This is a genomic window from Leptospira terpstrae serovar Hualin str. LT 11-33 = ATCC 700639 (genome assembly GCF_000332495.1).
In the GTDB taxonomy this organism is placed as follows: domain Bacteria; phylum Spirochaetota; class Leptospiria; order Leptospirales; family Leptospiraceae; genus Leptospira_A; species Leptospira_A terpstrae.
In genome coordinates this window covers 1-24,113 of record NZ_AOGW02000004.1, presented here as the reverse complement: position 1 = coordinate 24,113, position 24,113 = coordinate 1, and the positions used below count along the sequence as shown (strand labels likewise).

Below are 24,113 nucleotides of genomic sequence, written 5' to 3'. Positions count from 1 at the left end.
AATCTACAATAACATTCCAGCAGCTACGGTTTGGTTGGTTCCTTCGTCCACTAAGATGAAACTACCTGTTCCTCTGATTTTTGAATACGGGTCATAGGCGACAGGTTTTGCTGTTCGAATCGTTACCTTTCCAATTTCATTGAGACCAAGATTTGCCTGTTCTTTTTTTTCATGAGTGCTTGTTTCTACTCGGTATTCCAAAGTACGAATGGACGCCTTTACGGAATTAGTAGTTTGGCGGAGTAGATACTTGGATCCAGGGGTCATTACTTTCTGGTCCATCCAGCAGATATGGGCTTCCAAATCTTGGGAGGTTGTCGGTTCCTCTCCACTTATAACTAACATATCCCCACGACTCACATCGATTTCATCTTCCAAACGAATGGTAACTGACATCGGAGCATAGGCTGTTTTTAAGGAACCAGCATAAGTATCAATTGCTTTGATTTTTGATTTGAGTCCGCTTGGTAATACAGTTATGGAATCACCCACTGTAAAATGGCCACTACGAATTTGTCCCGCATAACCTCTGTAATCATGGTATTCTGCCGTTTGCGGGCGAATTACATTTTGTACGGGAAACCTAGGAGCCGGGGACTCTTCTTCTGTGTGAAGTTCGATATCTTCCAAAAAGCCTAGAAGTGATTTTTCTTTCCACCAAGGCATTGACGTCGAAAGATCAACCACATTGTCTCCGTTTAAGGCAGAGATGGGAAGGAAGTGGATGGATTTTAAATCTAAATCTTTTGCAAATTCCAAATATTGTTTTTGGATATTTAAAAATACTTCTTCAGAAAAATCTACCAAGTCCATTTTGTTCACACAAACAACGACATAAGGAATTCTTAGTAAAGATACAATATAAGAATGACGGTAAGTTTGTTCAATCACACCTTTTCTTGCATCAATTAAAATGATCGCAAGATCAGAGTTAGATGCTCCCGTAACCATGTTTCTAGTGTATTGGACATGCCCCGGTGCATCAGCGATGATAAACTTTCTTTTAGGTGTAGAGAAATATTTATAAGCAACGTCGATCGTGATCCCTTGTTCTCTTTCTGCTTTTAATCCATCGGTAAGGAGTGCTAAGTTGATTTGCCCATTCACCTGTCCTGCTTTTTCAATGGCTTCTAGTTGGTCTTGAAAAATGGATTTACTATCATATAACAACCGTCCGATGAGAGTTGATTTCCCATCATCCACGCTTCCCGCAGTAATAAAACGTAAAATATCCATTAAAAATATCCGCCTTTCTTTCTATCTTCCATCGCTGCTTCCGAACGTTTGTCATCCAAACGAGATCCTCTTTCCGTAGTCCTTGAAACTTGAATTTCACGAATGATATCATCGATTGTATTGGCTTCTGATTCTACCGCTGCCGTGCAGGTCATATCTCCCACAGTTCGGAATCGAACAGTCCTAGTTTCTACTTTATCGGAATTGTCTAAACTGATGAACTTTGATACCGGAAACACTAGGTCTTCTCGCCATACAATTTCTCTTTGATGAGAAAAGTATAAAGAAGGAAGTTCGATGTTTTCTTTACGAATGTATTCCCAAACATCCAGTTCCGTCCAATTGCTGATCGGGAACACACGAACGTTTTCCCCTACATGGATTTTTCCGTTATAGATATTCCAAAGTTCTGGGCGTTGTAGTTTTGGATCCCATGATCCAAATTCATCTCTAACCGAAAAAATTCTTTCTTTGGCTCTTGCCTTTTCTTCGTCTCTGCGAGCTCCACCAATACAAGCATCAAATTTGAATTCTGCTATGGTATCAAGTAATGTCACAGCTTGGATTCCGTTCCGGCTTGGAAACTTTCCTTTTTCTTCGACAGCTTTCCCTTGGTCGATGGAATCTTGTACAAAACGCACCACTAGTTTTTCACCAGTTTTTGCTGCTAAATCATCTCTGAATTTAAGCGCCTCATCAAAGTTATGTCCTGTATCAATATGTACAAGGGGGAATGGAAATTTTCCGGGACGAAAAGCTTTGAGAGCAAGGTGGACAAGACAAATGGAATCTTTACCACCAGAAAAGAGGAGTGCTGGCCTTTCAAATTGAGCAGCAACTTCTCTTAAGATATATATGGCTTCTGACTCCAGTTGGTCTAAATGAGAAAGTCGATGTAAATCGGTCATGTAACTATTATCCTTTTTTTGGTGTGAGTTTGCCATCTACCCAATGCAAACCGCACTCTTTCTTTGATTCTTGTTCCCACCACCAACGGCCTGCACGAAAGTCTTCTCCTGGTTCGATGGCTCTTGTGCAAGGGGCACAGCCAATACTAGGGAATCCTTTGTCGTGTAGTAGATTGTAAGGTACATTGTGTTCACGAATGTACTTCCAAGTATCTTCAAAGGACCATAAGAGGAGTGGTTGGTATTTGATTAAATTTCTTTGGTTGTCCGTTTCGAAAATGGACATCTCGGTTCTAAATCCCGATTGGTCTTTTCGGAGCCCTGTCACCCAAACTTCTGTATCTTTTAAAATGAGATCTAGGGGAACCAGTTTACGTATCCGACAACATTCTTTACGTAAGTCTTGAGAATCGTAAAAAGCATTGGGACCATTTTGTTCTACAAAAACTTTAATTTCTTTTTCGTTCGGATAAAAGGCTTCAATATTTACCCCATAACGGATGTTTGTTTTTTGCCAAACATCATAAGTCTCTTGGAAGAGTCGTCCTGTATCCAATGTGGCAATACGAATGTCGATTTTGTTAGAAAGGATCGCATGAGTGATGGCTTGGTCTTCCAATCCAAAGCTTGTTGTAAAAACAACTTTTTTTGGATAGTCCAAACTCAATTGTCGTAAACCCTGTTCGAGCGAGAGGGAGGTATAGGTTTCTGTCAAAACTTCCAAATTTCCCATTTTTTTCCAATCCTACCGTCCAATGTTTTGTATATTGGACGATTTGTAAACTATATTAGCGGAAAATACTAGATAGAGAAGTCTTCTACGTAAACTTTTGCTTTTTTAATCCTCAAATAGACGGTCTCTCCCGGCAAAAGGTTCAGGATTCGGTAGGTTTCCTGCTCTAAAACCGATTCAATCAGGGTGCCTGTGTCCACTCGTTTGAGCTCCACTCGCACATTTCGACCCGTGGAATGGATGTATTGGATTTCTGCCGCAATGCCTTGGTCGGCTTCTCTTACAATTTCTACATCATACGGGCGAACGTACGCCACAGCTACAGATTCTTTTATATCCTGGTGTTCAGAACTCTCGAGAGCAAAGTCACCAATTTTAGTTTTTCCTTCTTCGATTCGGCCATGGAAGAGATTCACATCTCCTAGAAAATGGAACACAAAAGGGGACTTAGGTTTGTTGTACACTTCGTCCGGACTTCCTACTTGTTCCAATTGGCCTTGGTTTAAGATGACAATGCGGTCACTGACTTCCAATGCTTCTTCTTGGTCATGGGTGACAAAGACACTGGTGATATGGATTTCATCATGAAGGCGGCGTAACCAGTTGCGGAGTTCTTTTCTGACTTTGGCATCGAGAGCACCGAAGGGCTCATCCAATAACAAAAACTTTGGTTCGATGGCAAGGGCCCGTGCCAATGCCACACGTTGGCGTTGTCCCCCGGACAATTCATGTGGGTAACGGTTGTGGAATTTTTCTAGTTGGATGAGTGTGAGTAATTTAGAAATTTTTTCTTTGATTTCTTCTTTGGGGGGTCGTAATGCCTTGGGTCTTACTTCCAATCCAAAGCCTATGTTCTCCGCAATGGTCATGTGGCGAAAGAGGGCATAGTGTTGGAAAACAAAACCCACTTCCCCATTTTGAATTTTGGATTTAGATAAATTTTCGCCTACAAATTCTACTTTCCCGGAAGAAGGTTCTTCAAGGCCTGCTATGATTCGCAGTAAAGTAGTTTTCCCAGATCCCGAAGGACCGAGGAGTGCTACCAGTTCTCCATCAGGGATCGATAGGTTTACATCTTTTAGTGCGGTGAATGACCCAAAGGTTTTATTTACATGACTGATTTCAATCGGCATTTTTTTGACTCGCGGTTCGTTTTTCCAAAATCAATTTAAAGATGAGTGTGAGTAGTGAGAGAAACACAAGTAAGGTGGCACAGGAAAAAGCTCCTACCGAATCAAACTCATTATATAACATTTCTATGTGCAAAGGGAGGGTGGTCGTTTTTCCTCGGATATGTCCACTAAGGACAGAAACAGCACCAAATTCTCCCATGGCCCTAGCATTACAAAGGATAATTCCGTATAACAGACCCCATTTGATGTTTGGTAGGATGACCCGTTTGAGTAGTTGGAAAAAACTAGCACCTAGTAATAAACCAGCTTCCTCTTCTTCTCTTCCTTGGCTTTGCATAAGCGGAATGAGCTCTCTTGCAACAAAAGGAAAGGTAATAAAAACTGTCGCAAGGATTAGGCCTGGAGTATTAAAAACTATTTTGATTGAATGTGCGGAAAGAAAATTGCCAAAGTAACCTTGCCTACCAAATAACAATAAAAAGATGAGACCTGAAACAACAGGAGAAACTGCAAAAGGAGAATCAATAATAGTAACTAAAATATTTTTACCTGGAAATTGAAACCTAGTGATAGTGAATGCTGCTGTCACACCAAAGATCGTATTTAAAATTACAGAGACAACGGATACTTTTATAGTTAGCCCTATGGCATAGAGTGCGTATTCCCCTGTAATGGATTCAATGTATTTTGGAATTCCTTCCGAAAAGGCTTCTGAAAAAACGGTATAGATTGGTAAAATAAGAATGATCCCAGCCAGAATATAAGCTAAAAACACCAGGAAAATGGGTAAAATTTTGATTTTCATGATAATTTTTTAGATGCCCGGTCTTGGAGTAAATTAATCAAAAACATAAAAAGAAAAGAAGTGAGTAACATCACAAGAGCAATTGAAGTTGCTTTTTCATATTCGTATTGTTCTAGTTTGGTGACGATCAGTAGAGGAAGGATTTCTGTTTTCCCTGGAATGTTTCCGGAAATAAAAACAACAGATCCGTATTCACCAATACTTCTGGCAAATGCCATTCCCGTACCAGCTAAGATAGAAGGCCAAAGTTCTGGAAGTAATACTTTGTAAAATGTTTGAAACGGAGTGGCTCCAAGACAACGTGCACTTTCTTCTAATTCTTTTGGTAATTCTTCGATGACAGGTTGCACAGTGCGAACTACAAAAGGAAATCCAATAAATACTAAAGCAATGACAATCCCGATCGGAGTATAAGCAATTTTAATTCCCCAAGCTTCAAAATAGGATCCAATGATTCCTTTTTGGGAATATATGGTGGTAAGGGCAATTCCGGCAACTGCCGTCGGTAGAGTGAAAGGCAAATCAATTAAGGTATCGAGGAGTTTTTTAAAAGGAAAGTCATAACGAACAAGAACCCAAGCAAATAAAAATCCAATGAAGAGGTTGATGATGGCGGAAATGAATCCCACGCTGAAACTTAAAAAAAGTGCCGAGCGAATTCTATTGTCTGAAAAAACTTCTAGGATTCCCGAAACTCCAATCCCGAGAGAATGGAAGAAGAGTCCTAGAAGGGGGATGATGACAACCGCGGACGAGTAAAAAACTGTCAGTCCTAAACTGATTCCAAAATGTATTTTTTTATATGGCCGCGTTTCTATAAGCATATTTTATTGGGTTTTGTAGATGGCATCAAAGACACCTGCATCTGCAAAATGTTTTTTCTGTGCAGAATCCCAAGTTTCCCCTAAATCGGATAGGGAAAATAATTTAATGTTTGGAAATTCTTTGGAAGAAGCCTTTGCAGTCGCAGCGTCAGTGGGTCTAAAAAAATGTTTAGCGATGATGGATTGTCCTTCTTTTGTATAGAGGAACTCGAGGTAAGTAGTCGCTTTTTCCAAATTGCCTTTTTCTGTAGCAGTTTTAGTCACTACAGCCACCGGTGTTTCGGCTTTGATCGATTCTGAAGGATAAACTACTTCTAAAGTATTTTTTCCTGATCTTTTTTCTTCATCTAAAGAAAGTTTTGCTTCATTTTCCCATGTGATGAGAACATCACCAATTCCTCTTTGGACAAAAGTAGTTGTGGATCCGCGGGCTCCCGTGTCTAAAACAGAAGTATTTTTGAATAGGGCTTTCACAAAGTCAGTTGCTTTTTCATCAGACTTGTATTTACGTTTTGCAAATCCGTATGCTGCAAGATAATTCCATCTTGCGCCTCCACTTGTTTTTGGATTTGGAGTGATGATGGAAACGCCTGGTTTTACAATGTCATCCCAATCTTTGATTTTTTTAGGATTGGATTTACGAACCAAAAATACAATAGTTGAGTAGTAAGGAACACTATTGTTTGGAAGTTTTTTTTGCCAATTGGCATCGATTAACCCTGATTTGGCGGAGATGCTATCGATATCGTAGGAAAGTGCAAGACTTACAACGTCGGCATCCAAACCATCAATCACTGCACGTGCTTGTTTTCCGGATCCACCATGGGACTGTTGGATGGCAAATTCGCTTCCTTTCTTTTCCTTCCATACTTTTAAGAAGGATTTATTGATTTCTTCATACAATTCCCGTGTTGGGTCAAAGGACACATGGAGGAAAGTAGATTCCGCAGCCAGGGAAGAGAGAGCCCCAATGCTAAGAAAAATGCACAATATTGCAGAAATTGTTGGTTTTAAAGTCGAAATACGGGTAATTTTTTTCATTTTTGCGCCCTTTTGATTAATAAATCAAACTCATCCTCCAATTTAGTGAATATTTGTCAAACGAAATTTATTTCATAAAACCCTTAATTTTCCCTCACCAGACATAAACCAGAAAAGGAAGAAGATAATTCTCTCAAGGAAATCTGGGGAAGTTCGATCCTTAAGGGAGAAGGCACCCCCATGAACGTAAAAGTTGAAAACCAAAACTTAATTCAATTCCCACAAGTGGATTGGAAGTCCGCAAGACGGAGTGGGGAAGAAAACCATGCACAAGCGGTGCGCGAAAGTTTTGGAGAAATTTTGGAACGTGAATTCCAAGTGCATTCGGAAAAACCAAAAAGTCCCTCGGAATACAAATCTCCAGGTCAAGAAAATGAAAATACAGCTTCTCAAACAGAAATTTCTAAATTAGATGAAGCCACAAAACAACCGTTAAATAGTACTTCTGAAATCAAAAACGAAGAAACCATTGAAAAAGATAGAATTGTGCAAGGCGAAGATGGTGAGTCTTCTGAAGAAGAAGATTTAGACCGTGACGCTTTGGAGTATAGTCTTGGGATTGTCACCTCGACTGTAGATTGGGATAGGTCCATGGTATCGGCCAACCAATTGAATGAAATGGCAATGAAAGAAAAAACCGTTTTACTTTCCTTACAAAAGTCTGCAGAAAAATCACAAGCCTATTCCCCAAAAGAAGGAAATGCCTTTATTGATGAGGCTAAAAAACTTGCTGAAAGTTTTTTCCTTTCAGAACAATCCAAAAGAACAATCGAGCCCGGTGCGGCAAAGTCGCAAACTCCTTTGGTCAAAGATTCAAATTTAATTCCCTTTCCTAAAAGTGATAAAAAAACCTTAGAAGATAAAAAAACAAATGGGAAACCAGTTTCTTTGGGAACAAAGATGGAAGTGATCCATTCAGGTTCCCAAGTTTCTGATTTGGTTTTTGCGAAAGGAAAAGAAGTGAAAGTAGAAGGATACGACCTTTCTAGCGAACACTCTGTTCGTAAAACCGATGGAAAACTAAAGTCTTCTAAACAAACAAAGAGTGGATCAGAAAATACCGATAACCATTCGGAACTGGATAAATCCAACCAAACACAAAATGCTGATAAGATGATTCGTTCTCTCGGGGTAAAGGACAAAGAATTCCAAAAACAAGATTCTAAGATTCCTACATCCCAAGAAAAACAAAAATCCACGGAAGCCATGTTAGTTCAAAACATTCAAATGGGAACTCCTTCTAAATCAGGGGAAGAGGGTGGCCGCTCTGCTGACGAACGGAGTTCCAAACAAGGGTTCCAATTTTCTACTCTTGAAAATAAGATGACATCCAAAACAGAAGAGATTCGTACTTCTGAAAAAACAACGAAACCGAAAGAAACCAATCTCAAACAAAACATAGACGAACTCATCAAACAAGCTAGGTTCGATATTGTACAAAATGGAAAGTCTAGTGCTGAGATCGTAATGAATCCTAAGGAATATGGAAGACTTACATTGAAAGTCACAGTCGATGGGGATAAGGTAGAAGGACGTATCCTTGTTGAATCAGAAGAGTTACAAAAATCTCTTCAAAACGAAATCCAAACCATTAAAGAAAACTTAAAAGAATCTGGTCTCGACTTACAAGCGCTCATCATTGATTTATGGGATGATGGAAGTGGACTTTCCGATCGTAACGAACAGAATGAACTCTACCAAACGATGGTGGATGCAGCACGGTTTCGTCATTCCGAAAACAAAATTGGGTTAGAAGAAGGGGCAGACCTTCTTGGTTCTCCTTCATTCGAAGAATCCAAGGCTTTGGAATTTTTCGCTTAAAACACCTGTAAATATAGAAAAAAATAGAGGATCCCATGCCAGACGGAATGCAAGACATATCGACACAAAACTCTGCAAGAACTAAATACTTTGAAGGAGACCGCACTTTCAATATCCGTAAACATTTAGAACAACTGGATAAAGAAGAAACAAGTGGACTCAAAGGAATTGAAATTCGGGAAAAACAAAAAGAGTTAGGAAAGGATGATTTTTTAAAACTCCTTCTCACTCAACTTTCACACCAGGATCCTACAAATCCTGTGCAGGACAAAGACTTCATAGCACAGATGGCACAGTTCTCATCTCTCGAGCAGATGAAAAACATTTCTTCTGGAATTGCTCGTATGGAATCTAAACAAAGTTATTCGGTTGTAGGTAAAATTGTATCAGGACCGGATTTAGTTACCGGAGAAGATGTTACAGGACTTGCTGGTGCCATTCTTTTTGATAACGAAGGAAAAACTTACGTTCGTGTGAACGGAAGAATGCTTGATGTAGCAAAAATCAATTTGATTTCTGAACCTTCTTTACTGAAAGCCGAGCCAGAGTTTCAACGTCCGGCAAACGTTCCGAATAATACGCTAAAAAAACAAGAAGCTTATCAGGATTAATTCAAAAAGGTCGATAAAAAAAGAGAGGATATAACGTTATGATGAGATCACTTTACTCCGGAGTTTCCGGATTGAAAAACCACCAAGTAAGAATGGATGTTATTGGTAACAACATCTCCAACGTAAACACACACGGTTTCAAAACCGAACGAGTTACCTTCCAAGACATGATTTCACAAGAGTTACAAGGTGCGTCAGAACCAAATGAAAGGATCGGGGGAACAAACCCGAAACAAGTGGGTCTTGGTTCTCTCATCGCGGCTATCGATAAAATTATGACACAAGGTGCTTTGCAAACCACAGGAAAGAATACAGATGTTGCAGTTTCTGGTGAAGGATTCTTTGTTGTGAAAGACGGAGATAAACAATTTTATACTCGCGCTGGTGCTTTCAACATAGACAAAAACGGTTTTTATGTAAACCCTGCGAATGGTCTGAAAGTGCAAGGATGGAATTCTCGTTTGGATGATGGTGGTAACAAATACATCAACTCCGCAGGATCTTTAGAAGACATCGTCATTCCTCTTTATTCTAAAGAACCAGCTCGTGCGACTCAGAACGTAGATTTTCAATCCAACCTCAATGCAAGTGTTGCTGCTGTTCCATCGGACGCAACAGAAGAAGATATCCAACGTTATATCAATGATCCAGATCCTCGCCAAAGAAGAGGCCATGTAACCTCTATTAATGTTTATGATGAACTTGGAAACACTCGCCAAATGGGAGTAGAGTTTTACAAAATGAGAGAAAACGTATGGAAGATGCGTTTCAAATTGGAAGACTCAAGCCAAGTTTCTGTGGATGTAAGTGGAACCGGTGGGGAAAACACAAAAGTTTCTGGAAACCAAGAGTTAGAAGTTTCCTTCACTCCTGATGGAAAGATTATCTCCGTATCAGATGGGGTGGATTCTCAAACTACAGGAAAACTCAAAGCTGATATTTCCTTTCGCATTCCTGGAAATCCTACAGCACAAAAATTCAGTTTGAATTTAGGGGAAGCTGGACTTGTGGGTGGAATCACTCAATTTTCTTCTGATTTCACGACCAAAGCAGTAAAACAAGACGGATACCCGATGGGATACATGGAGTCTTTCTCCATTGACAACACAGGGACTGTGACTGGTGTATTTTCAAATGGGGTACGCCAACCATTAGCAAGAATTGCTCTTGCTAACTTTACAAACCCTGCGGGTCTCAATAAAGAAGGGGACACGATGTATAGTTACTCTTTGAACTCAGGGGACGCAAACATTGGTGAGGCAGGAAGCCAAGGCCGTGGAAAGATCAATGCGGGCCTTCTTGAGATGTCAAACGTAGACTTATCCGACCAGTTTACAGATATGATTGTGACTCAAAGAGGATTTCAAGCCAACTCACGGACCATTGTGACTTCAGACCAAATGATCCAGGAAGTTCTAGGTCTCAAACGATAAGTTTCTTTAACTAACGGGGGCAACCCCGTTTTTTCCTTGAGTTCTGCAAAATTCTAAGAAAAATAGGTCAAACTAAACTTTTTAGAATTTGCTTAACTTGTCCCGCTTTCAAAAAAATACCCTCCTAACCTTTTCCCTTCTGGCATTTGTCGCCTATGCTCCGTTATACTATTCGATTCGTAATGCGATCCAAAAAGAATCCCTACCGGTTACCTATGAATCTGCGGATACTGTTTCCTTTTTTAGTTTAGGGGACTTTGAAATCGAAGGAAAAATATCCGATCCGAAAACTCTCGAATTGCTTACAAACCTTGTTGATTTTGAATTTAAAAAATTAACGGGTGCTGTGTATTTAGGAAGGCAAAGTTCTCTCTCCATACCTAAAAAAAATCGTTCTCAATTTATATTTTATGGAAGTTTCGAGTGGGAAGAGAAAGGAATCTCCTTCACTCCTAAGCTCAATTCGATAGAACAAAAAGCTAGTTTTTCAGGTAAGTCCATCTTTGTACCTTACGAAGAACGGGGAAAATTAGTTTCCCTCATGTACCAATCCCTCTCTCATCTTCTGGATGAAACCATTCGGTTACATCGTTTGTTAAAAAGATCTCCTGAATGGAAAATCCCCACCCAAGAAGAATTTTTATCGGAATCAGAATTTGTTCGTTTGAGTGAATACAATCCTACTTTACCACAAGAAGAAAGAGTTTCCTTTTTAAAGTCGCTTGAATTCCCTTCGGAGTATTTACAGTTTCTTAAACTCAATCAAAGTTTAGAAAAACGCACGGAGGAATCATTCAAAGATGTATGGAAGACAGTAGGTGGGAATTCGAATCTTTCTTCTTACACAAGGTTTTTCATTGCGAAATCCATTGCTGAGTTTTATTTTTCCAAAAAAGAAATGAGTCAGGTGATTGAGTTTGCGAGTGCCGCAAGAAAAGAAAAAGAAGTTTCAAAATCCGTATTCCATAGTGATTATGCTGATACCATTTCTTTACTGGGCAAGGCTTTCGTTCTAGAAGGTAAAAAAGAAGAGGCGGTGTATTATTTAACCTCGGCAAAAAAACTTTATGAAACTTTGGGACTTTTGAAAGATCCATCTTCGATTGAGAATTCTTATTTTTACGGTCTTCTTCTTTACGACTTATCGCAAACGGAACTGGCATCCTATGAATTGTCTTCGATTCATGGAAAACTCTCAAGTCCTATGGAACAAATTTATTTGGACTACAACTTAGCCAAAATTTACTATGATTTAGGTCGTTATGATGCGGCCGTATCTATTTTACAAAACCAAAGAAAACGAATCATAGAAGAAGGTTTTCCCAATCACGAAATCGCTTTGTATTCATATAATTTATATGGCGCCTCATTGTACAAATCTGGGAAATGGAGTGTTGCCAAATCGATTTGGGAAGCTCTCGTCAATGCCAAAGCCATTTATGGAATTGAAGAAAAACCATACCACCGTTATGCTTTATTCAATTTGGCTGTTCTTACTAAGTTAAAAAATAATCCAGAACAGACGGAAATTTTTTACAAACAATACATAAGGCTTTCTCCCTATGGACAAATTGTTGACCTACCTTCAAACGATACGTTTGAAATAGGAAAACCTATCTATCCTTATACTTGGGAACCTCAAAGCCAAAATACCTTTGTAGAATTAGAAGAAAGAACCATTCGTTCTTACACAGGTCGTTATTTGTTTAATGGCCAAGAGGAAGAGATTCGAGCAAGAACTTATGAAAACAGACTCGAAGATACCAATCTCTTTTTGGATGACTTACTCAACTCGAAAGCCTTTTTATCCAAACCAATGTCCATCCTTCGTAAAACTTTGTTTGGTGATTTGAAACGATTTGAAAAAGGAAACCAAATTGTATTTTTTGATATTGGGCCTGCACTCAACCATCCGGAATATCCTGGTGTTACTTCTCTTGCTGTTGCCAAACATTTTTCGGGAATGGAAGTCGTATTATGGGAGTTACCTGGGGAAGTGGATTTATTTTTAAAAAAAGTAAAACCTGAATTAAAAGACAGATTGTATTCATCTCCTAATATCAGAATTCTTTCTGCCGATGGAGTGGGGGAGTTCCAAACTTTATACACAGATCCAAACAATTGGATCCTTCGCAATCGCCCCATTCCCAACTTAAAAGGAAAAACCATTATCATTCGAGCTGCCAACTCCATTGATATTTATGAACCTTATACTAAAATCCTTCCGCATTTCCAAAACATAGGAAAGGAATTAAAATCAAATCCCGTCCTGTATTTTTTCAACCGTAGTATTTTATTAAAACCAGCTGGTTCTGAAAAGTTCATTCTGATTGGGAACCAATCCATCCGAGGGTTTCACCATAACTTTCAAAGTTTAGACCGAAATGGAGAACCTCCTTACTCCATTCTTCCTTTTACCGTCAGTGAGGAAATTTATCCATGAATGTAGTCGAAACTGAATTTCTATTTTGTATTCTTTCTGGAATCTTTTTATATCATTCTCTCTCTAGAATTTCTGTGGAATGGAAACGTAGAGATTTACTATTTCAATGGACAGCAATCACTGCTCTTGGATTTATTTTTACGGAATCACTGAAGAAATGGGGAATTCAATCGGCACTTTGGAACACAGATTCTATTTTTGGTTACATCACAAAAAGTAATTTATTGTTATTTCTTTCTTACACTTCCTTAGAAGAAAGAATCTTTGCTTTTAAAGTGTATCGCCGCTATTTTTTATCGGTTTTTCTCTATATGTTTTGGATTTTGGTTCTGTTTGGGATTCAATTCTTTCAGACAACGATTCAAATCCAAGACAATACTTTGATTTTACCTTTTGCTATTTCTCTCGGAGCCTTTGTTTGGGCACGTGAGATGTTTTGGCCGTTTGAAGAAAACAAGGAATCTAAGTTAGGTGATGATTCTTTTCGTTTTGTCTATTTAGTTTTTCTCCCGGTAGCCTTTTTGGTCCTATCTCCTTGGAAACTCGAATGGAGTTTTTACAAACAAGTCGCAACCATTCTCATCTATGGGATCTCCTCTCATCTGGGATTTCAGTTGGTGTCAAAATTTAAAAAACAAATGGTACCGGCAGAATCAGAAATAGGAATCTGGATCGGAGCCCTTGCCTTCTCGACTTGCCTTGGAACAGAAATTCTCGTGGTCCTTCCATTAAGTATCCTTTCGGGTATCTTTGGAAGACTGCTCTATGCATACCTTTCCACTCTTTCTTGGTCCGAACCAGGAATTCGGGGGGTGATGAGTTTTCTTTATCCTTCTATTTTGGGAATTTTCCTCCCCTTTTTACTTGTGGAACGTGGCCAGTGGGTTCATGCACCCTATGTATTGTTAGGAGTCCAAATTCTCTATTTTTTGAGTTTTTATTTGGTCGCCTCCTTTAGTTTTGGGATCATCCTTTTAAACAAACAAAAGTAAGACTAATTTTGTAAAAAACAATCGACAGTCGATTTTTTCATGTCGATAGTATGACTGTGACCAAATCTTCGGATTCGAAATTCATCATCACGGATGATCCTTTTTTTGAAGGCAAAATTGCCGATTATTCCAAAAAAATCAAAGCTAAGGTTTTGACCCTTGTCGACTTGGATCAAATTGAATCTAATTCGAACGGTCATATCGCCAAAGTGTTGTTCTACATCTCACGTTATGAGTTGGAAGCAAAACACAAAGAGATCCACCAATTCTTAAAGAACCATCCTACCATTATGTCGAACTTTATTGTTCGCGCCCCCATTGATTATACTGGCTACATTGCTCTTGATATTGAAGAAGATTTATTTTTTACCAATGTTCCCGATGATGCCCCTCTGATCTTTTTGGTAAAGGCACTGGCGAATGCATTTACTAGCCTTCAAATGGTGGTGGATAAGTTTGAATTACAAAAACGGATCAACGTATCCACGAATGAAATTTCCAAACTCACAAAGATTGGAATTAGCCTTGCAAACGAAAAAGATTTCACCAAACTCCTTCGTGATATTTTGAATTCCGCCCGTGAAATTTCTAATTCCGATTCGGGATCATTGTATTTGGTGGAAAAAGACGAAAGGGGAAATCCTAGAAATTTAAGATTTAAAATTTCAGCTCTTGATTTGAGTTCCGATGAATTTATTTTACCAATTAACAAAAAGAGTATTGCCGGTTACGTAGCATTTACTGGAAAACAACTCAATATTCCGAATGTGTACGAATTGTCCGGTGGAGAAGAATATAAGTTCAATAGTGATTTTGATAAAATGAGTAATTATTATTCAAAATCAATGTTAGTGGTTCCGATGAAAGACCACCATGATGAAGTAGTGGGTGTCATCCAACTCATCAACCGTAAAAAAAACTTTCAAACCAAATTAACTTTAGAGGAAATGAAAACCAATTCAATTCTGGAATATGATAAATATTCAGAAGAGTTGGTGATGGCGGTTGCGGGACAGGCGGCTGTTGCCATCCAAAATAATAATTTGGTTCATGACATTGAAACCTTGTTTGAAGGATTTGTGACTGCCAGTGTTTCAGCGATTGAATCCAGGGATCCAACTACCTCAGGTCATTCCTTCAGAGTGGCACAATACACTGTAGGACTTGCAGAATCGGTAAATGCGATCCAAACCGGTCGTTTTAAAGATATTTATTTTAATGAATCCCAAGTGAAGGAAATTCGTTACGCTTCCCTTCTTCATGATTTTGGAAAAGTTGGGGTTCGAGAAAAGGTTCTCGTTAAGGCAAAAAAACTAGAAGATTACGAACTGGATTTAATTCGTTGGCGTTTCCAATTTATCTTAAAGGATGTGGAAGCAAAACTTGCACAAAAAAAAATTGAATACCTGAAAAAACATGGTAACAATGGTTATGTGGATTTTGAAAAATCCATCCACCTAGAGTATACGTTAGAAAGAGAAAAATTAGAAGAAATGGTTCGAGTGATTTCAGAATCCAATGAACCTACAATTTTAGAAGAAGGAAATTCTAACTTTTTAGAAGAAATCTCCAAAATGAGTTACCACACAACAGACGGTGGCCAATTGAATTTACTCATGCCAAAAGAATTTGGATTTTTATCCATTCGACGCGGGTCATTGGATTTTGAAGAAAGACGAGAAATTGAATCCCATGTGGAACATACATTTCAGTTTCTTTCAAAAATCCCTTGGACCAGAGAGTTAAAAATGGTTCCCGCCATTGCCCACGGCCACCATGAAAAATTGAATGGATCGGGTTATCCGAGAGGTCTCTCAGCCGTGGAGATTCCCGTACAAGCTAAGATGATGGCCATTGCAGACATCTTTGATGCCCTTACGGACCAAGACCGCCCGTATAAAAAAGCGGTGCCTCTAGACCGTGCTTTTGACATTCTCAAGATGGAAGTAAGAGACCAACATATCGATGGAGATTTGTTAGATATTTTTATCGGAAGTAACTCATACGATAGAATTTTGCACAAACGATAAGAAAAACGCGAAAAAAAGTTCGTATTTTTCTATCCACTGAATTCCCTTTTTTGTCTAAAACGCAAGGAGGGTAAATATGAATTTTAATCTAGAAGGGAGATCCGTAATCATCACGGGAATCACGGATTCTTCATCACTCGCATTAGTCATAGCAAAAGAATGTAAACAATTGGGTGCAAAACTCATCTGCACAGGCCTTGGGAAAACCGAGTTCCATCAAAATCTTTCGGAAGCAGGTCTTTCATTTTTAGAACGCACATACTCCGATTTTACAGAAACTGTCAAACGTGAGTTAGGTGACGATGTGATTACCTATCCACTCGATGTTACCATTCAAAAAAATATTGATTCCTTTGCTGAGTTTTTACTAAACCAGGGATTACAAATCCACTCAGTTTTACATTCGATCGCTATGGATAAAACCATTCGTCAAGGAAAGGTAAAGCCCATCATGACTGTGTCCCGTGAAGAGTTTATGGATGCTATGAATGTATCTGCTTTTTCCTTACTCGCACTCATTCAAAGTTTTTATCAAAGAAATTTACTCGTGCAAGGCGGCTCTATCGTTGCCTTAAGTTATTTAGGAGCCGAAAGAGTAGTATCCCATCCATACAAAAACATTGGAGTGGCGAAGTCTGCTTTAGAGCGACTGGTAAAAGAAATGGCTATGGAACTGGGAAAAGAAAAACAAATCCAAGTGAATGCCATCCGATTTTCTCCTTACCGAGCAAGTAAGGCTGGTTCGGCGATTGAAGGTCTTGAACAGGCGGAAAAAAGTTGTGATACTCTGGCTCCCTTGGGAAATGCTTCCGCAAAAGATTTAGCAGAAGAAGTGGCCTACTTATTTCGGCCAGGAAACAGGATCACCGGAGAAATTCGTCATGTAGATGGCGGGTATCATATCCGTGGATAAAAATTAGAATTAAGAAAAACTATCTTTGATCAAAGTTTCGAAGTGGTTGCCTCTTTCTTCAAAATTTTTATACAAATCAAAACTGGCCCCTGCTGGTGAAAAAATCACTGACAGGGGAGTTTGGTTTTGACTTTCTTTTGTTTCCATTGTTCTATCGATTGTTGTTTTTACATCTGCGATGAGTGTGGGGAGGTCAGAAAAGTATTTCACGGGAAGACCTGTGGCATCAAACGCCTCTTTCCATACTTCTACAGCTTTACCATATACCCAAAGTGGACATTCCAATTCCTTCCATCGACGTAAAAATAAATCGATCGGTTCTATTTTGGGAATTCCGCCAAGTACCAAAAACAATCCATCCCCTTTTTTGAATCCAGCAATTCCAGAAAGCATAGAATGGATGTTAGTAGATTTGGAATCATTGATAAATTGGATTTCTTTGTATTGAGTTTTGAATTTTGAACTATCGATTCGATGGAATCTATGAGGAAGTCCTAAGAAGGTTTCAAATTGACTTTGGATTTCGTTTTTGCCCATTCCCATGGATTCCGCAAGGGCAATCGCAAAACATAAATTCATCAGATTGTGTTTTCCTTTGAGTGGAAACTGAGTCGCATCATAAATATGATTAGGAGTATGCACTTGGTTTGGGTCTAAACTCACAAAGTAATTTTGATTCTCACCTATGAAATGTAAGTTTTTGTTTTTTGGAATTCCATTCGGTAGAAATTTAAAAAAGTTTGGATTTATAAAGGATGTATGGTTTGGGTTTTCTAAATTTTGAATTTTCCATTTAGCTTCTGCGTAGGACTCCATTGTTTTGTGTCTTTCTAAATGGTCAGATGCTAAATTTAAAATGGCAGATGCCGTTAATTCCAAGTTAGGTGAATCATCTAATTGATAACTTGAAAGCTCAAGTACCACTAAGTCTAATGGTTCCAAACAAAAAGAAGTAAATGGAACACCGATATTTCCGCCCATTCGTGAATTAGGAAACTTAGATTTTAAAATGTGATAGGCAAGTGCTGTGGTCGTTGATTTTCCATCAGTGCCCGTGATGCCAATGATAGGGCCTTGATAAAAAATTCGTGCCAATGAAATTTCACTCAAAATGGGGAGCTCTTTTCGTCTGGCTTCTTCTAAGATGGGATGGTTCGGTAAGATGCCTGGGCTTTTGATGATACAGTCAATCCCTTCCAATCGCTCTTGTGGGTGATTGTCTGACAAAACTTCTGCATAAAGATTGGCATTGGCTTTCTCCGGAAACTTGTCCGCCAGTACACATATTTTTCCTTTTAAGGATAATAATTTGGCGGAGGAGTCCCCAGAGGATCCGCCACCTAAAATCAGGAATTTTTGCCAATGGTCTAGGTCAGATGCTCTTGGAATTGATTGAGAAAACATTGATTGACACTCCGCTAAAATACGATGATTTTGTAAAATCATATCAGGTTGGGTAAATCGGTGCTGAAACACGAAGTGAAAGACGGAAAACTAGTCGTTTATCTGGAAGGTCGATTGGACGTTTCTGTGGCAAATGAAGTGGAAGAGGGCCTTATGGAACTCATCGATAATGCAGGACATAGAAAGGTACTTCTTAACATGAAAGACGTTGAATACATGTCTTCCTCTGGATTCAGAGCTTGTATTTCCACACTTCGTAAACTCAATTCTAAAGAGGGTTCGTTAAAAATATCCAACATCAAACCCGCAGTCAAACGTATCTTTGATGTCATTGAACTTACTTCTCTTTTTGATATCTATGACTCAGAAGATGCCGCTCTAAAAGCGTTCTAAGCTTTTTCCTTGAATCCTGTCTTACATAAGATAGTAGAAACAAAACACGAGGAAATTCGTATGGGAAGGGGAAAGTCCCTTCCTTCTCGGACAATTCCCATTAGACCTTGGGAATCTCATCTCAAAACCAATTCCATCTCCGTCATTGCTGAATGTAAAAAAGGAAGTCCCAGTTCCGGAATCCTTAGACCAGATTATGACCCAGTCCCAATTGCCTCTATTTATGAATCTTCGGGAGCTGGTGCCATTTCCGTTTTAACCGACTCAAAGTATTTTTATGGATCTTTAGCAGACCTTTCTGCTGTATCGGAATCGGTAAAAATCCCTGTGATCCGAAAAGACTTTATCATAGACCCCCTCCAAATCGATGAAGCTTATGCTTATGGTGCTTCCGCTATTTTACTGATTGTTCGAATCCTTTCCCAAACTGAGCTAACTTCCTTACATAAATACGCTAAAAGTTTAGGTCTTTCTGTCCTTGTCGAAACACACAACAAGGAAGAAGTAAAAACGGCCCTCGATTCTGGAGCGACAACAATTGGAATCAATACTAGAGATTTGGATACATTCGAAATTCATAAAAATCTAATTGAGGAAATTGCACCAGAATTAGATAATTCTATAATTCGTGTGGCTGAATCCGGAATAAAAAGTTTTGCCGATTGGCAAAAATACAAAGGTATCGTTGATTCTATGTTAGTTGGGACTTATTTTATGAAAAGTAAAGATATTGCAAAGGATTTTCATTCACTTTTGTTTGGGAATTAAGGCTTTTTTTCAAACATTCTAAGCCTATGTTAGCAAATTTTCAATTGAATTTGGGGTATCCCTTATCTTGGCAAAGAGATTTCAAAGATAATTTCGCTTTTCTCCAATTGTCCTTCTACTAATCTATCCCCCATGAACTGGAAGCAATCCTTCAAAGGATTCGTTTTATTTCTGCTCTATATAGGGACTGCCAAACTGGGAATGGAATTTTTTTCCTTCCAACCGGTGAATCTGGCAGTGCTCTGGATTCCTTCCGGTATAGGGCTCATTGGTTGTTTGTTTTTTGGATATCGTTTTTTGCCTGTGGTTTGGCTTGCCAGTTTTCTTGTCAACAAAGACGGCCTCATCAGTAGCCAACATGGTTTGGACCCTTTTGGTTTGTATTTAAGTATTTGCCTGACAGCCGGAGTTGATACACTCCAATCCACTCTTGCGTATACCTTCTGGATTAAAAAAATCAGAAAAAGTCTTAGCTCGGCAAAAGATAATTTTTACTTTGTGGTTTACGTTTGTTTTCTTTCTAGTTTGATTTCTATTCTTTGTCTTGGTGGAATTCTTTATTCCTTTGGATATTTTTATAAACTAAATTTTTCAGAAATCGTTCGCACCTTAATTGTAATTATTTTCGGAGATACGATCGGAATATTTATAGTGGTTCCGTTCTTTATGGCTTGGAGAAAATTCCGTTTTGAGGATTTTTCGATCAAATTAATCCTTTGGACTGTTGCTTTTATACTGGTTCAGGCAGTGATTGTATACCACTTCCCTTATCTTTTCTTTTTATCTTTTTTAATTCTTATCTATTTGGGTTATCGGTTCCAAATCCGAGGTGTTACCTTGGGTGTATTTCTTCTGTATCTATCCAGTATCCTTATGACAAGAATGGGTGTTGGTCCATTTGTTTATCCTGGTGTTTTTGATTCTTATATTTATTTAATTTCGTTTTTGATTCCATTTTCGATTTTATCAGAATTTATCACATTACAATACCAACGGCTGATTACTTATCGTTTCGAATTAGAAAAAAAAGTTTTTGATCGTACCAAATTACTCAGAAAACAAGTTTTTGAAAAGAATAAGGCCATTGAAGCCTTACACACATCAGAAAAACTTCTTAGTGAATCGAATCGCACCAAGGATATATTTTTTTCCATCATTGCACACGATTTAAGAAATCCACTTGGGGCTTTTAAACAACTTACGGAAATCATGTATACGGATTTTGATTCGCATACAGACACTGAAAAAAAAGACACTATATTTGAAATTCAAAATTCCGCATCGATGTTGTATGGACTATTAGAACAACTTTTGGACTGGGCAAGAACGCAAACAGGCAATATGCCTTTCCGTCCCAAACAAGTGAATCTTATCGCATTAATTGCAAAGATTGTAGACCAAGTAGAACCTACAGTTAAGAAAAAATCCATTCGTATCTTAACAGAAATTCCTTCGGAACTTGCCTATGTTTATGCAGATTCTGAAATGATCCAAGCAGTTCTCCGAAATTTAATAACCAACTCGATTAAATTTACGAACGAACATGGTGAAATTAAAATTACAGCAAAACAAGATGAAGATGGAATTCGAGTAGAATGCCAAGACAATGGTATTGGAATGGATAGTTCTGATTTAGAAAAACTATTTCGTGTGGATGCACAAGTAACAAGTATTGGATTAGAAGGCGAAAAGGGAACAGGACTTGGCCTCATCCTTTGTAGTGAATTTATCAAATTGCATGGCGGGGAAATTTGGGCGAAAAGCGAAAAAGGAAAGGGGACTACTGTAAGTTTTCGCTTACCTGATAGACCTTAGGTTTTGGTTTAATCAGGTTTTCTCATTTTATTTTCCTAACTTTTTTGAAATATAAATTTTGAATGTTAGGATCATTCAAGTGTTGTTGGTAGGAAGATAGTAAAAATTGTTTTTCCTGGTTTTGTTTCAAGTTTAATTGTCCCTTGGTGTTTTTCTACCACTTGTTTTGTGATATAAAGCCCAAGTCCGGTTCCTTCGCCAATGGGTTTTGTTGTAAAAAATGGATCAAATATTTTAGTTTCCAAATCTTTTGGAATTCCTGTACCAGAGTCTTCGATGGAAACAAAAACATAGGCTTTGCCTTTTGTTTCTGTTTGTCCAATTTTAATTTTTAAGTTTCCTTTCCCGTTCATGGATTGGATGGCATTTTGGATCATGTTTGTCCAAACTTGGTTTAATTCGTCGGGATAACATTCAATAGGCGGAACCTCTTCAAAATGAGTTGTGAGATCGATTCCTTGTTTCATTGAGTTTTCAAAAATGGTAAGAACCATATCGATAGAATCGGAAAGGTTTATGATATGTTTTTCTGCATTGGGATCAAAATGTGTAAATTTCTTTAGTGATTGTGCAATTTTCACTGCACGAAGAGCCGCGATTCGAATTGTCTTAGTTCCTTGAAATATAGAAACGGCACGTTCCGCTAGGTTAAGTAAATCATCTCCGTCTTTATCAGTGAGAATAGGAATCCAATCCTTGGGAATTTCACGTAATCCAAGTGATACAAAAAAATCAGCTTTGTTTTCTGGATCAACGATTCCCAAATTCTCTATTTGTTTTACTAGGTCCTGTTTGTACTGTCTAGTTTCCTTTGTTGAAAGTATTTCATTTTGGTTTAAGGCTAAATTGATTATTGATAAAAATAGGGGAGCTACATCGTTTGGGATTGGATTTATTTTGGAGAGGAGGCGAAAGTGTTCTGTAATTTTTTCTTCTATCGCAGTGCCAGATGCAATGACTGCACTGAGTGGGGAATTGATTTCATGGGCAACACTGGCAACCATAACACCGAGTGATGACATTTTTTCGGACTGAACTAGTTGGTAATTGGCAGCTTTTAAGTTCAATTCTGCTGTGATGATTTCATTGGATATATGTTTAGACAAAAAGAGAGATTGGAAAAAAACAAATAATAAAATTCCGTAAGGAAGTAACATAGGTTCTGTTATATGTAATAATGATAAAATGATATCATTACTCGCAGAACCAATGAGTAAAATGGATGATAAGCCCAAATAGATATATCCATACCTTTTATCTTGAATGTAACGAAAAATTAGATAAACTGCGAGGGCCAGAAGAAAAGTGAGGGCGGTGAGAACATAGAGATGGAGGTAACTGATTGTATAAATGGGACCGAATATAGTGATGAATACTGGGATAAGAATGATTCCGCACATTCCATGGATTACGTAATTAGGAATGTACTCGCGAGTGAGACTGTAAAAATAATATAACCCTGAAATGGCCCCTGCATATTGACTAAAAAAATTAATTCGAAAGACGAGTTCACTTGAATTTTCGCCCACAATCAAAAATAACGACCGAGTCCCTGTGGCAAGGATTTGTAATGCCATAATTTGGCAAAATAGGAAAAAATAAAGAGAACCTAAGATTCTACCGCGGGTAAAGTAGACTCCTAACTGATAAAGTCCCAAAAAGAAAAGTCCTCCCACAATTAATGATTGTTCAAAAATATCTTTTTCTCTTATTTTTATTAGAGACTCACTTGTTCCTAGTTGTGGAAGGAATCGGATTCCTCCTGCTTGGTAGAAACGATTTCGAAGTAAAATAGTTAGGTGAAATTTTTCACCATTAGTTGGCAAAAGTTCAATTTGTACTGGCCTACGATCAATACCTTCATTCTCTCCATATATATTTCCAATAGAACCGATTAAGATTCCATTTTGAAATATTTTACAATCGGAGAACACAATGTGAAAATCTAAACTTAAATTGATTGGTTCTTTCGGAGGGATGATCGTTAAAAAGTAACTTCCAATCCCGAATCCAGTTGCTAAACCATTTTGATTTGGATTGTAAGAATTCCAATGTGGGTTGTCTGGAATTGTTACAATGATGGTATCTTTGTTTTCGGTCATAGCAAGTTGGCTAGGTGTAAATTTCCATTCTCCGATCAGAGGTAGCGTTGGCTTATTTTGAAAGTTATAATTCGTTAGATCAAGAACACCTTGGACTAATTTTGGAGATTCGCTTTCTATGTTTTTACAAGTAAGATGAGAAAGATAAAAGAAACAGAAAATTGATATAGTGAATATAACTTTCATTCTTTCTATTATTCTCGCTATGGTTTTTATAAAGTGAAGAAATAGATGCGTCCATAAACAGAATCCTTTTTTACCAAGGGTCAAGTTTATTTTTTTGTTAATGAGTGTTCCGTAATCCATTGGCTGGAAAATGATACAGGTTTTCGCTCATTACCTGGGACAAAACGGGTGTTTGGTTGGAAGTTTGGTGCCGTAAATTGGTCAGAAACGAAGTTCTTTATTCTTTTGAATTAATGAGAATCCCATTAAAGACTTTTTCCTGAAACCCGCTTACGGCTTTTGATTTATAGGAAAAGTGGAATAAAAAACTGGTATAAAGCAGGATAATTTTTATAAAAATGGATTGACTGTGAGTGTACATTCCCAATGATGGTGAAACGGTGATTGACTAAAGGCCTGGAAGGGAACCGAGCAATTACTAATTAAGATCTTTTACAACATACACAGTAGCGTGACTCCAAGACAATTCTAGCGAGAAAAAACCGAGGGAATGGAAACGTTCTCTCAAATGAAAGACTTAGG

General features: G+C 38.2%; 18 protein-coding genes and 1 pseudogene. 10 read left to right on the top strand and 9 right to left on the bottom strand.

Annotation, left to right across the window (positions count from 1 at the left end; translation table 11 throughout):
* Positions 1 to 3 precede the first annotated feature (3 nt).
* The 7 genes from LEP1GSC203_RS01520 to LEP1GSC203_RS01490 all read right to left on the bottom strand — a co-directional run bounded on the left by LEP1GSC203_RS01520 (position 4) and on the right by LEP1GSC203_RS01490 (position 6,680).
* Positions 4 to 1,236, bottom strand: a complete 1,233-nt coding sequence (locus tag LEP1GSC203_RS01520; RefSeq protein ID WP_002971989.1) for a sulfate adenylyltransferase subunit 1 — start codon at positions 1,234 to 1,236, stop codon at positions 4 to 6.
* On the bottom strand, positions 1,236 to 2,144 hold the full coding sequence (gene cysD / locus LEP1GSC203_RS01515) for a sulfate adenylyltransferase subunit CysD (protein WP_002971957.1): 909 nt from the start codon (positions 2,142 to 2,144) through the stop codon (positions 1,236 to 1,238). Before cysD ends, LEP1GSC203_RS01520 begins: the two co-directional genes overlap by 1 nt.
* Before the next feature lie 7 nt (positions 2,145 to 2,151).
* On the bottom strand, positions 2,152 to 2,877 hold the full coding sequence (locus tag LEP1GSC203_RS01510; protein WP_002971985.1) for a phosphoadenylyl-sulfate reductase: 726 nt from the start codon (positions 2,875 to 2,877) through the stop codon (positions 2,152 to 2,154).
* A 68-nt stretch (positions 2,878 to 2,945) separates the two neighbouring features.
* Positions 2,946 to 4,010 carry a sulfate/molybdate ABC transporter ATP-binding protein gene (locus LEP1GSC203_RS01505; RefSeq protein WP_002972019.1) on the bottom strand — a complete coding sequence of 355 codons (1,065 nt, stop codon included), beginning with the start codon at positions 4,008 to 4,010 and terminating at the stop codon, positions 2,946 to 2,948.
* On the bottom strand, positions 4,000 to 4,815 hold the full coding sequence (cysW, locus tag LEP1GSC203_RS01500; RefSeq protein WP_002971996.1) for a sulfate ABC transporter permease subunit CysW: 816 nt from the start codon (positions 4,813 to 4,815) through the stop codon (positions 4,000 to 4,002). The genes LEP1GSC203_RS01505 and cysW overlap by 11 nt, the downstream gene beginning before the upstream one ends.
* Positions 4,812 to 5,639: a sulfate ABC transporter permease subunit CysT gene (gene cysT, locus LEP1GSC203_RS01495; RefSeq protein WP_002972076.1), complete on the bottom strand. Its 828-nt coding sequence runs from the start codon at positions 5,637 to 5,639 to the stop codon at positions 4,812 to 4,814. The genes cysW and cysT overlap by 4 nt, the downstream gene beginning before the upstream one ends.
* Before the next feature lie 3 nt (positions 5,640 to 5,642).
* Positions 5,643 to 6,680, bottom strand: coding sequence for a sulfate ABC transporter substrate-binding protein (locus tag LEP1GSC203_RS01490; RefSeq protein ID WP_002971973.1), 1,038 nt, complete (start codon positions 6,678 to 6,680; stop codon positions 5,643 to 5,645).
* A 180-nt stretch (positions 6,681 to 6,860) separates the two neighbouring features.
* On the opposite strand from LEP1GSC203_RS01490, the gene LEP1GSC203_RS01485 reads away from it, so the two are divergent.
* From LEP1GSC203_RS01485 to LEP1GSC203_RS01455, 7 genes and pseudogenes are all read left to right on the top strand, one after another.
* A complete protein-coding gene (locus tag LEP1GSC203_RS01485; RefSeq protein ID WP_002972054.1) occupies positions 6,861 to 8,501 on the top strand; it encodes a flagellar hook-length control protein FliK in 1,641 nt (546 codons plus the stop codon).
* Between the two features lie 47 nt (positions 8,502 to 8,548).
* Positions 8,549 to 9,082: pseudogene (locus LEP1GSC203_RS01480) on the top strand (flagellar hook capping FlgD N-terminal domain-containing protein); the annotation flags it as partial.
* Positions 9,083 to 9,150: 68 nt separating this feature from the next.
* Positions 9,151 to 10,545 (top strand): flagellar hook protein FlgE, encoded by a 1,395-nt coding sequence (flgE, locus tag LEP1GSC203_RS01475; protein ID WP_015680552.1) that lies wholly within the window; start codon positions 9,151 to 9,153, stop codon positions 10,543 to 10,545.
* 97 nt (positions 10,546 to 10,642) lie between these two features.
* Positions 10,643 to 12,988 carry a tetratricopeptide repeat protein gene (locus tag LEP1GSC203_RS01470; RefSeq protein WP_002971968.1) on the top strand — a complete coding sequence of 782 codons (2,346 nt, stop codon included), beginning with the start codon at positions 10,643 to 10,645 and terminating at the stop codon, positions 12,986 to 12,988.
* On the top strand, positions 12,985 to 13,980 hold the full coding sequence (locus tag LEP1GSC203_RS01465; protein ID WP_002972013.1) for a hypothetical protein: 996 nt from the start codon (positions 12,985 to 12,987) through the stop codon (positions 13,978 to 13,980). Before LEP1GSC203_RS01470 ends, LEP1GSC203_RS01465 begins: the two co-directional genes overlap by 4 nt.
* A 50-nt stretch (positions 13,981 to 14,030) precedes the next feature.
* On the top strand, positions 14,031 to 16,010 hold the full coding sequence (locus LEP1GSC203_RS01460) for an HD family phosphohydrolase (RefSeq protein WP_002972028.1): 1,980 nt from the start codon (positions 14,031 to 14,033) through the stop codon (positions 16,008 to 16,010).
* 76 nt (positions 16,011 to 16,086) lie between these two features.
* Positions 16,087 to 16,923, top strand: a complete 837-nt coding sequence (locus tag LEP1GSC203_RS01455; protein WP_002972050.1) for an enoyl-ACP reductase FabI — start codon at positions 16,087 to 16,089, stop codon at positions 16,921 to 16,923.
* Positions 16,924 to 16,932: 9 nt separating this feature from the next.
* On the opposite strand, the gene murD is transcribed toward LEP1GSC203_RS01455, so the two are convergent.
* Positions 16,933 to 18,327 carry a UDP-N-acetylmuramoyl-L-alanine--D-glutamate ligase gene (murD, locus tag LEP1GSC203_RS01450; protein ID WP_002972004.1) on the bottom strand — a complete coding sequence of 465 codons (1,395 nt, stop codon included), beginning with the start codon at positions 18,325 to 18,327 and terminating at the stop codon, positions 16,933 to 16,935.
* Positions 18,328 to 18,387: 60 nt separating this feature from the next.
* On the opposite strand from murD, the gene LEP1GSC203_RS01445 reads away from it, so the two are divergent.
* From LEP1GSC203_RS01445 to LEP1GSC203_RS01435, 3 genes are all read left to right on the top strand, one after another.
* Positions 18,388 to 18,720: an STAS domain-containing protein gene (locus LEP1GSC203_RS01445; RefSeq protein ID WP_002971981.1), complete on the top strand. Its 333-nt coding sequence runs from the start codon at positions 18,388 to 18,390 to the stop codon at positions 18,718 to 18,720.
* Positions 18,721 to 18,729: 9 nt separating this feature from the next.
* Complete coding sequence (locus LEP1GSC203_RS01440) at positions 18,730 to 19,488, top strand: beta/alpha barrel domain-containing protein (RefSeq protein ID WP_039936914.1); 759 nt, start codon at positions 18,730 to 18,732, stop codon at positions 19,486 to 19,488.
* Between the two features lie 132 nt (positions 19,489 to 19,620).
* Complete coding sequence (locus LEP1GSC203_RS01435) at positions 19,621 to 21,303, top strand: sensor histidine kinase (RefSeq protein ID WP_002972069.1); 1,683 nt, start codon at positions 19,621 to 19,623, stop codon at positions 21,301 to 21,303.
* A gap of 71 nt (positions 21,304 to 21,374) precedes the next feature.
* Here the strand turns inward: LEP1GSC203_RS01435 and LEP1GSC203_RS01430 are convergent, their stop codons facing one another.
* Positions 21,375 to 23,591: an ATP-binding protein gene (locus LEP1GSC203_RS01430; protein WP_002972052.1), complete on the bottom strand. Its 2,217-nt coding sequence runs from the start codon at positions 23,589 to 23,591 to the stop codon at positions 21,375 to 21,377.
* Positions 23,592 to 24,113: the final 522 nt, after the last annotated feature.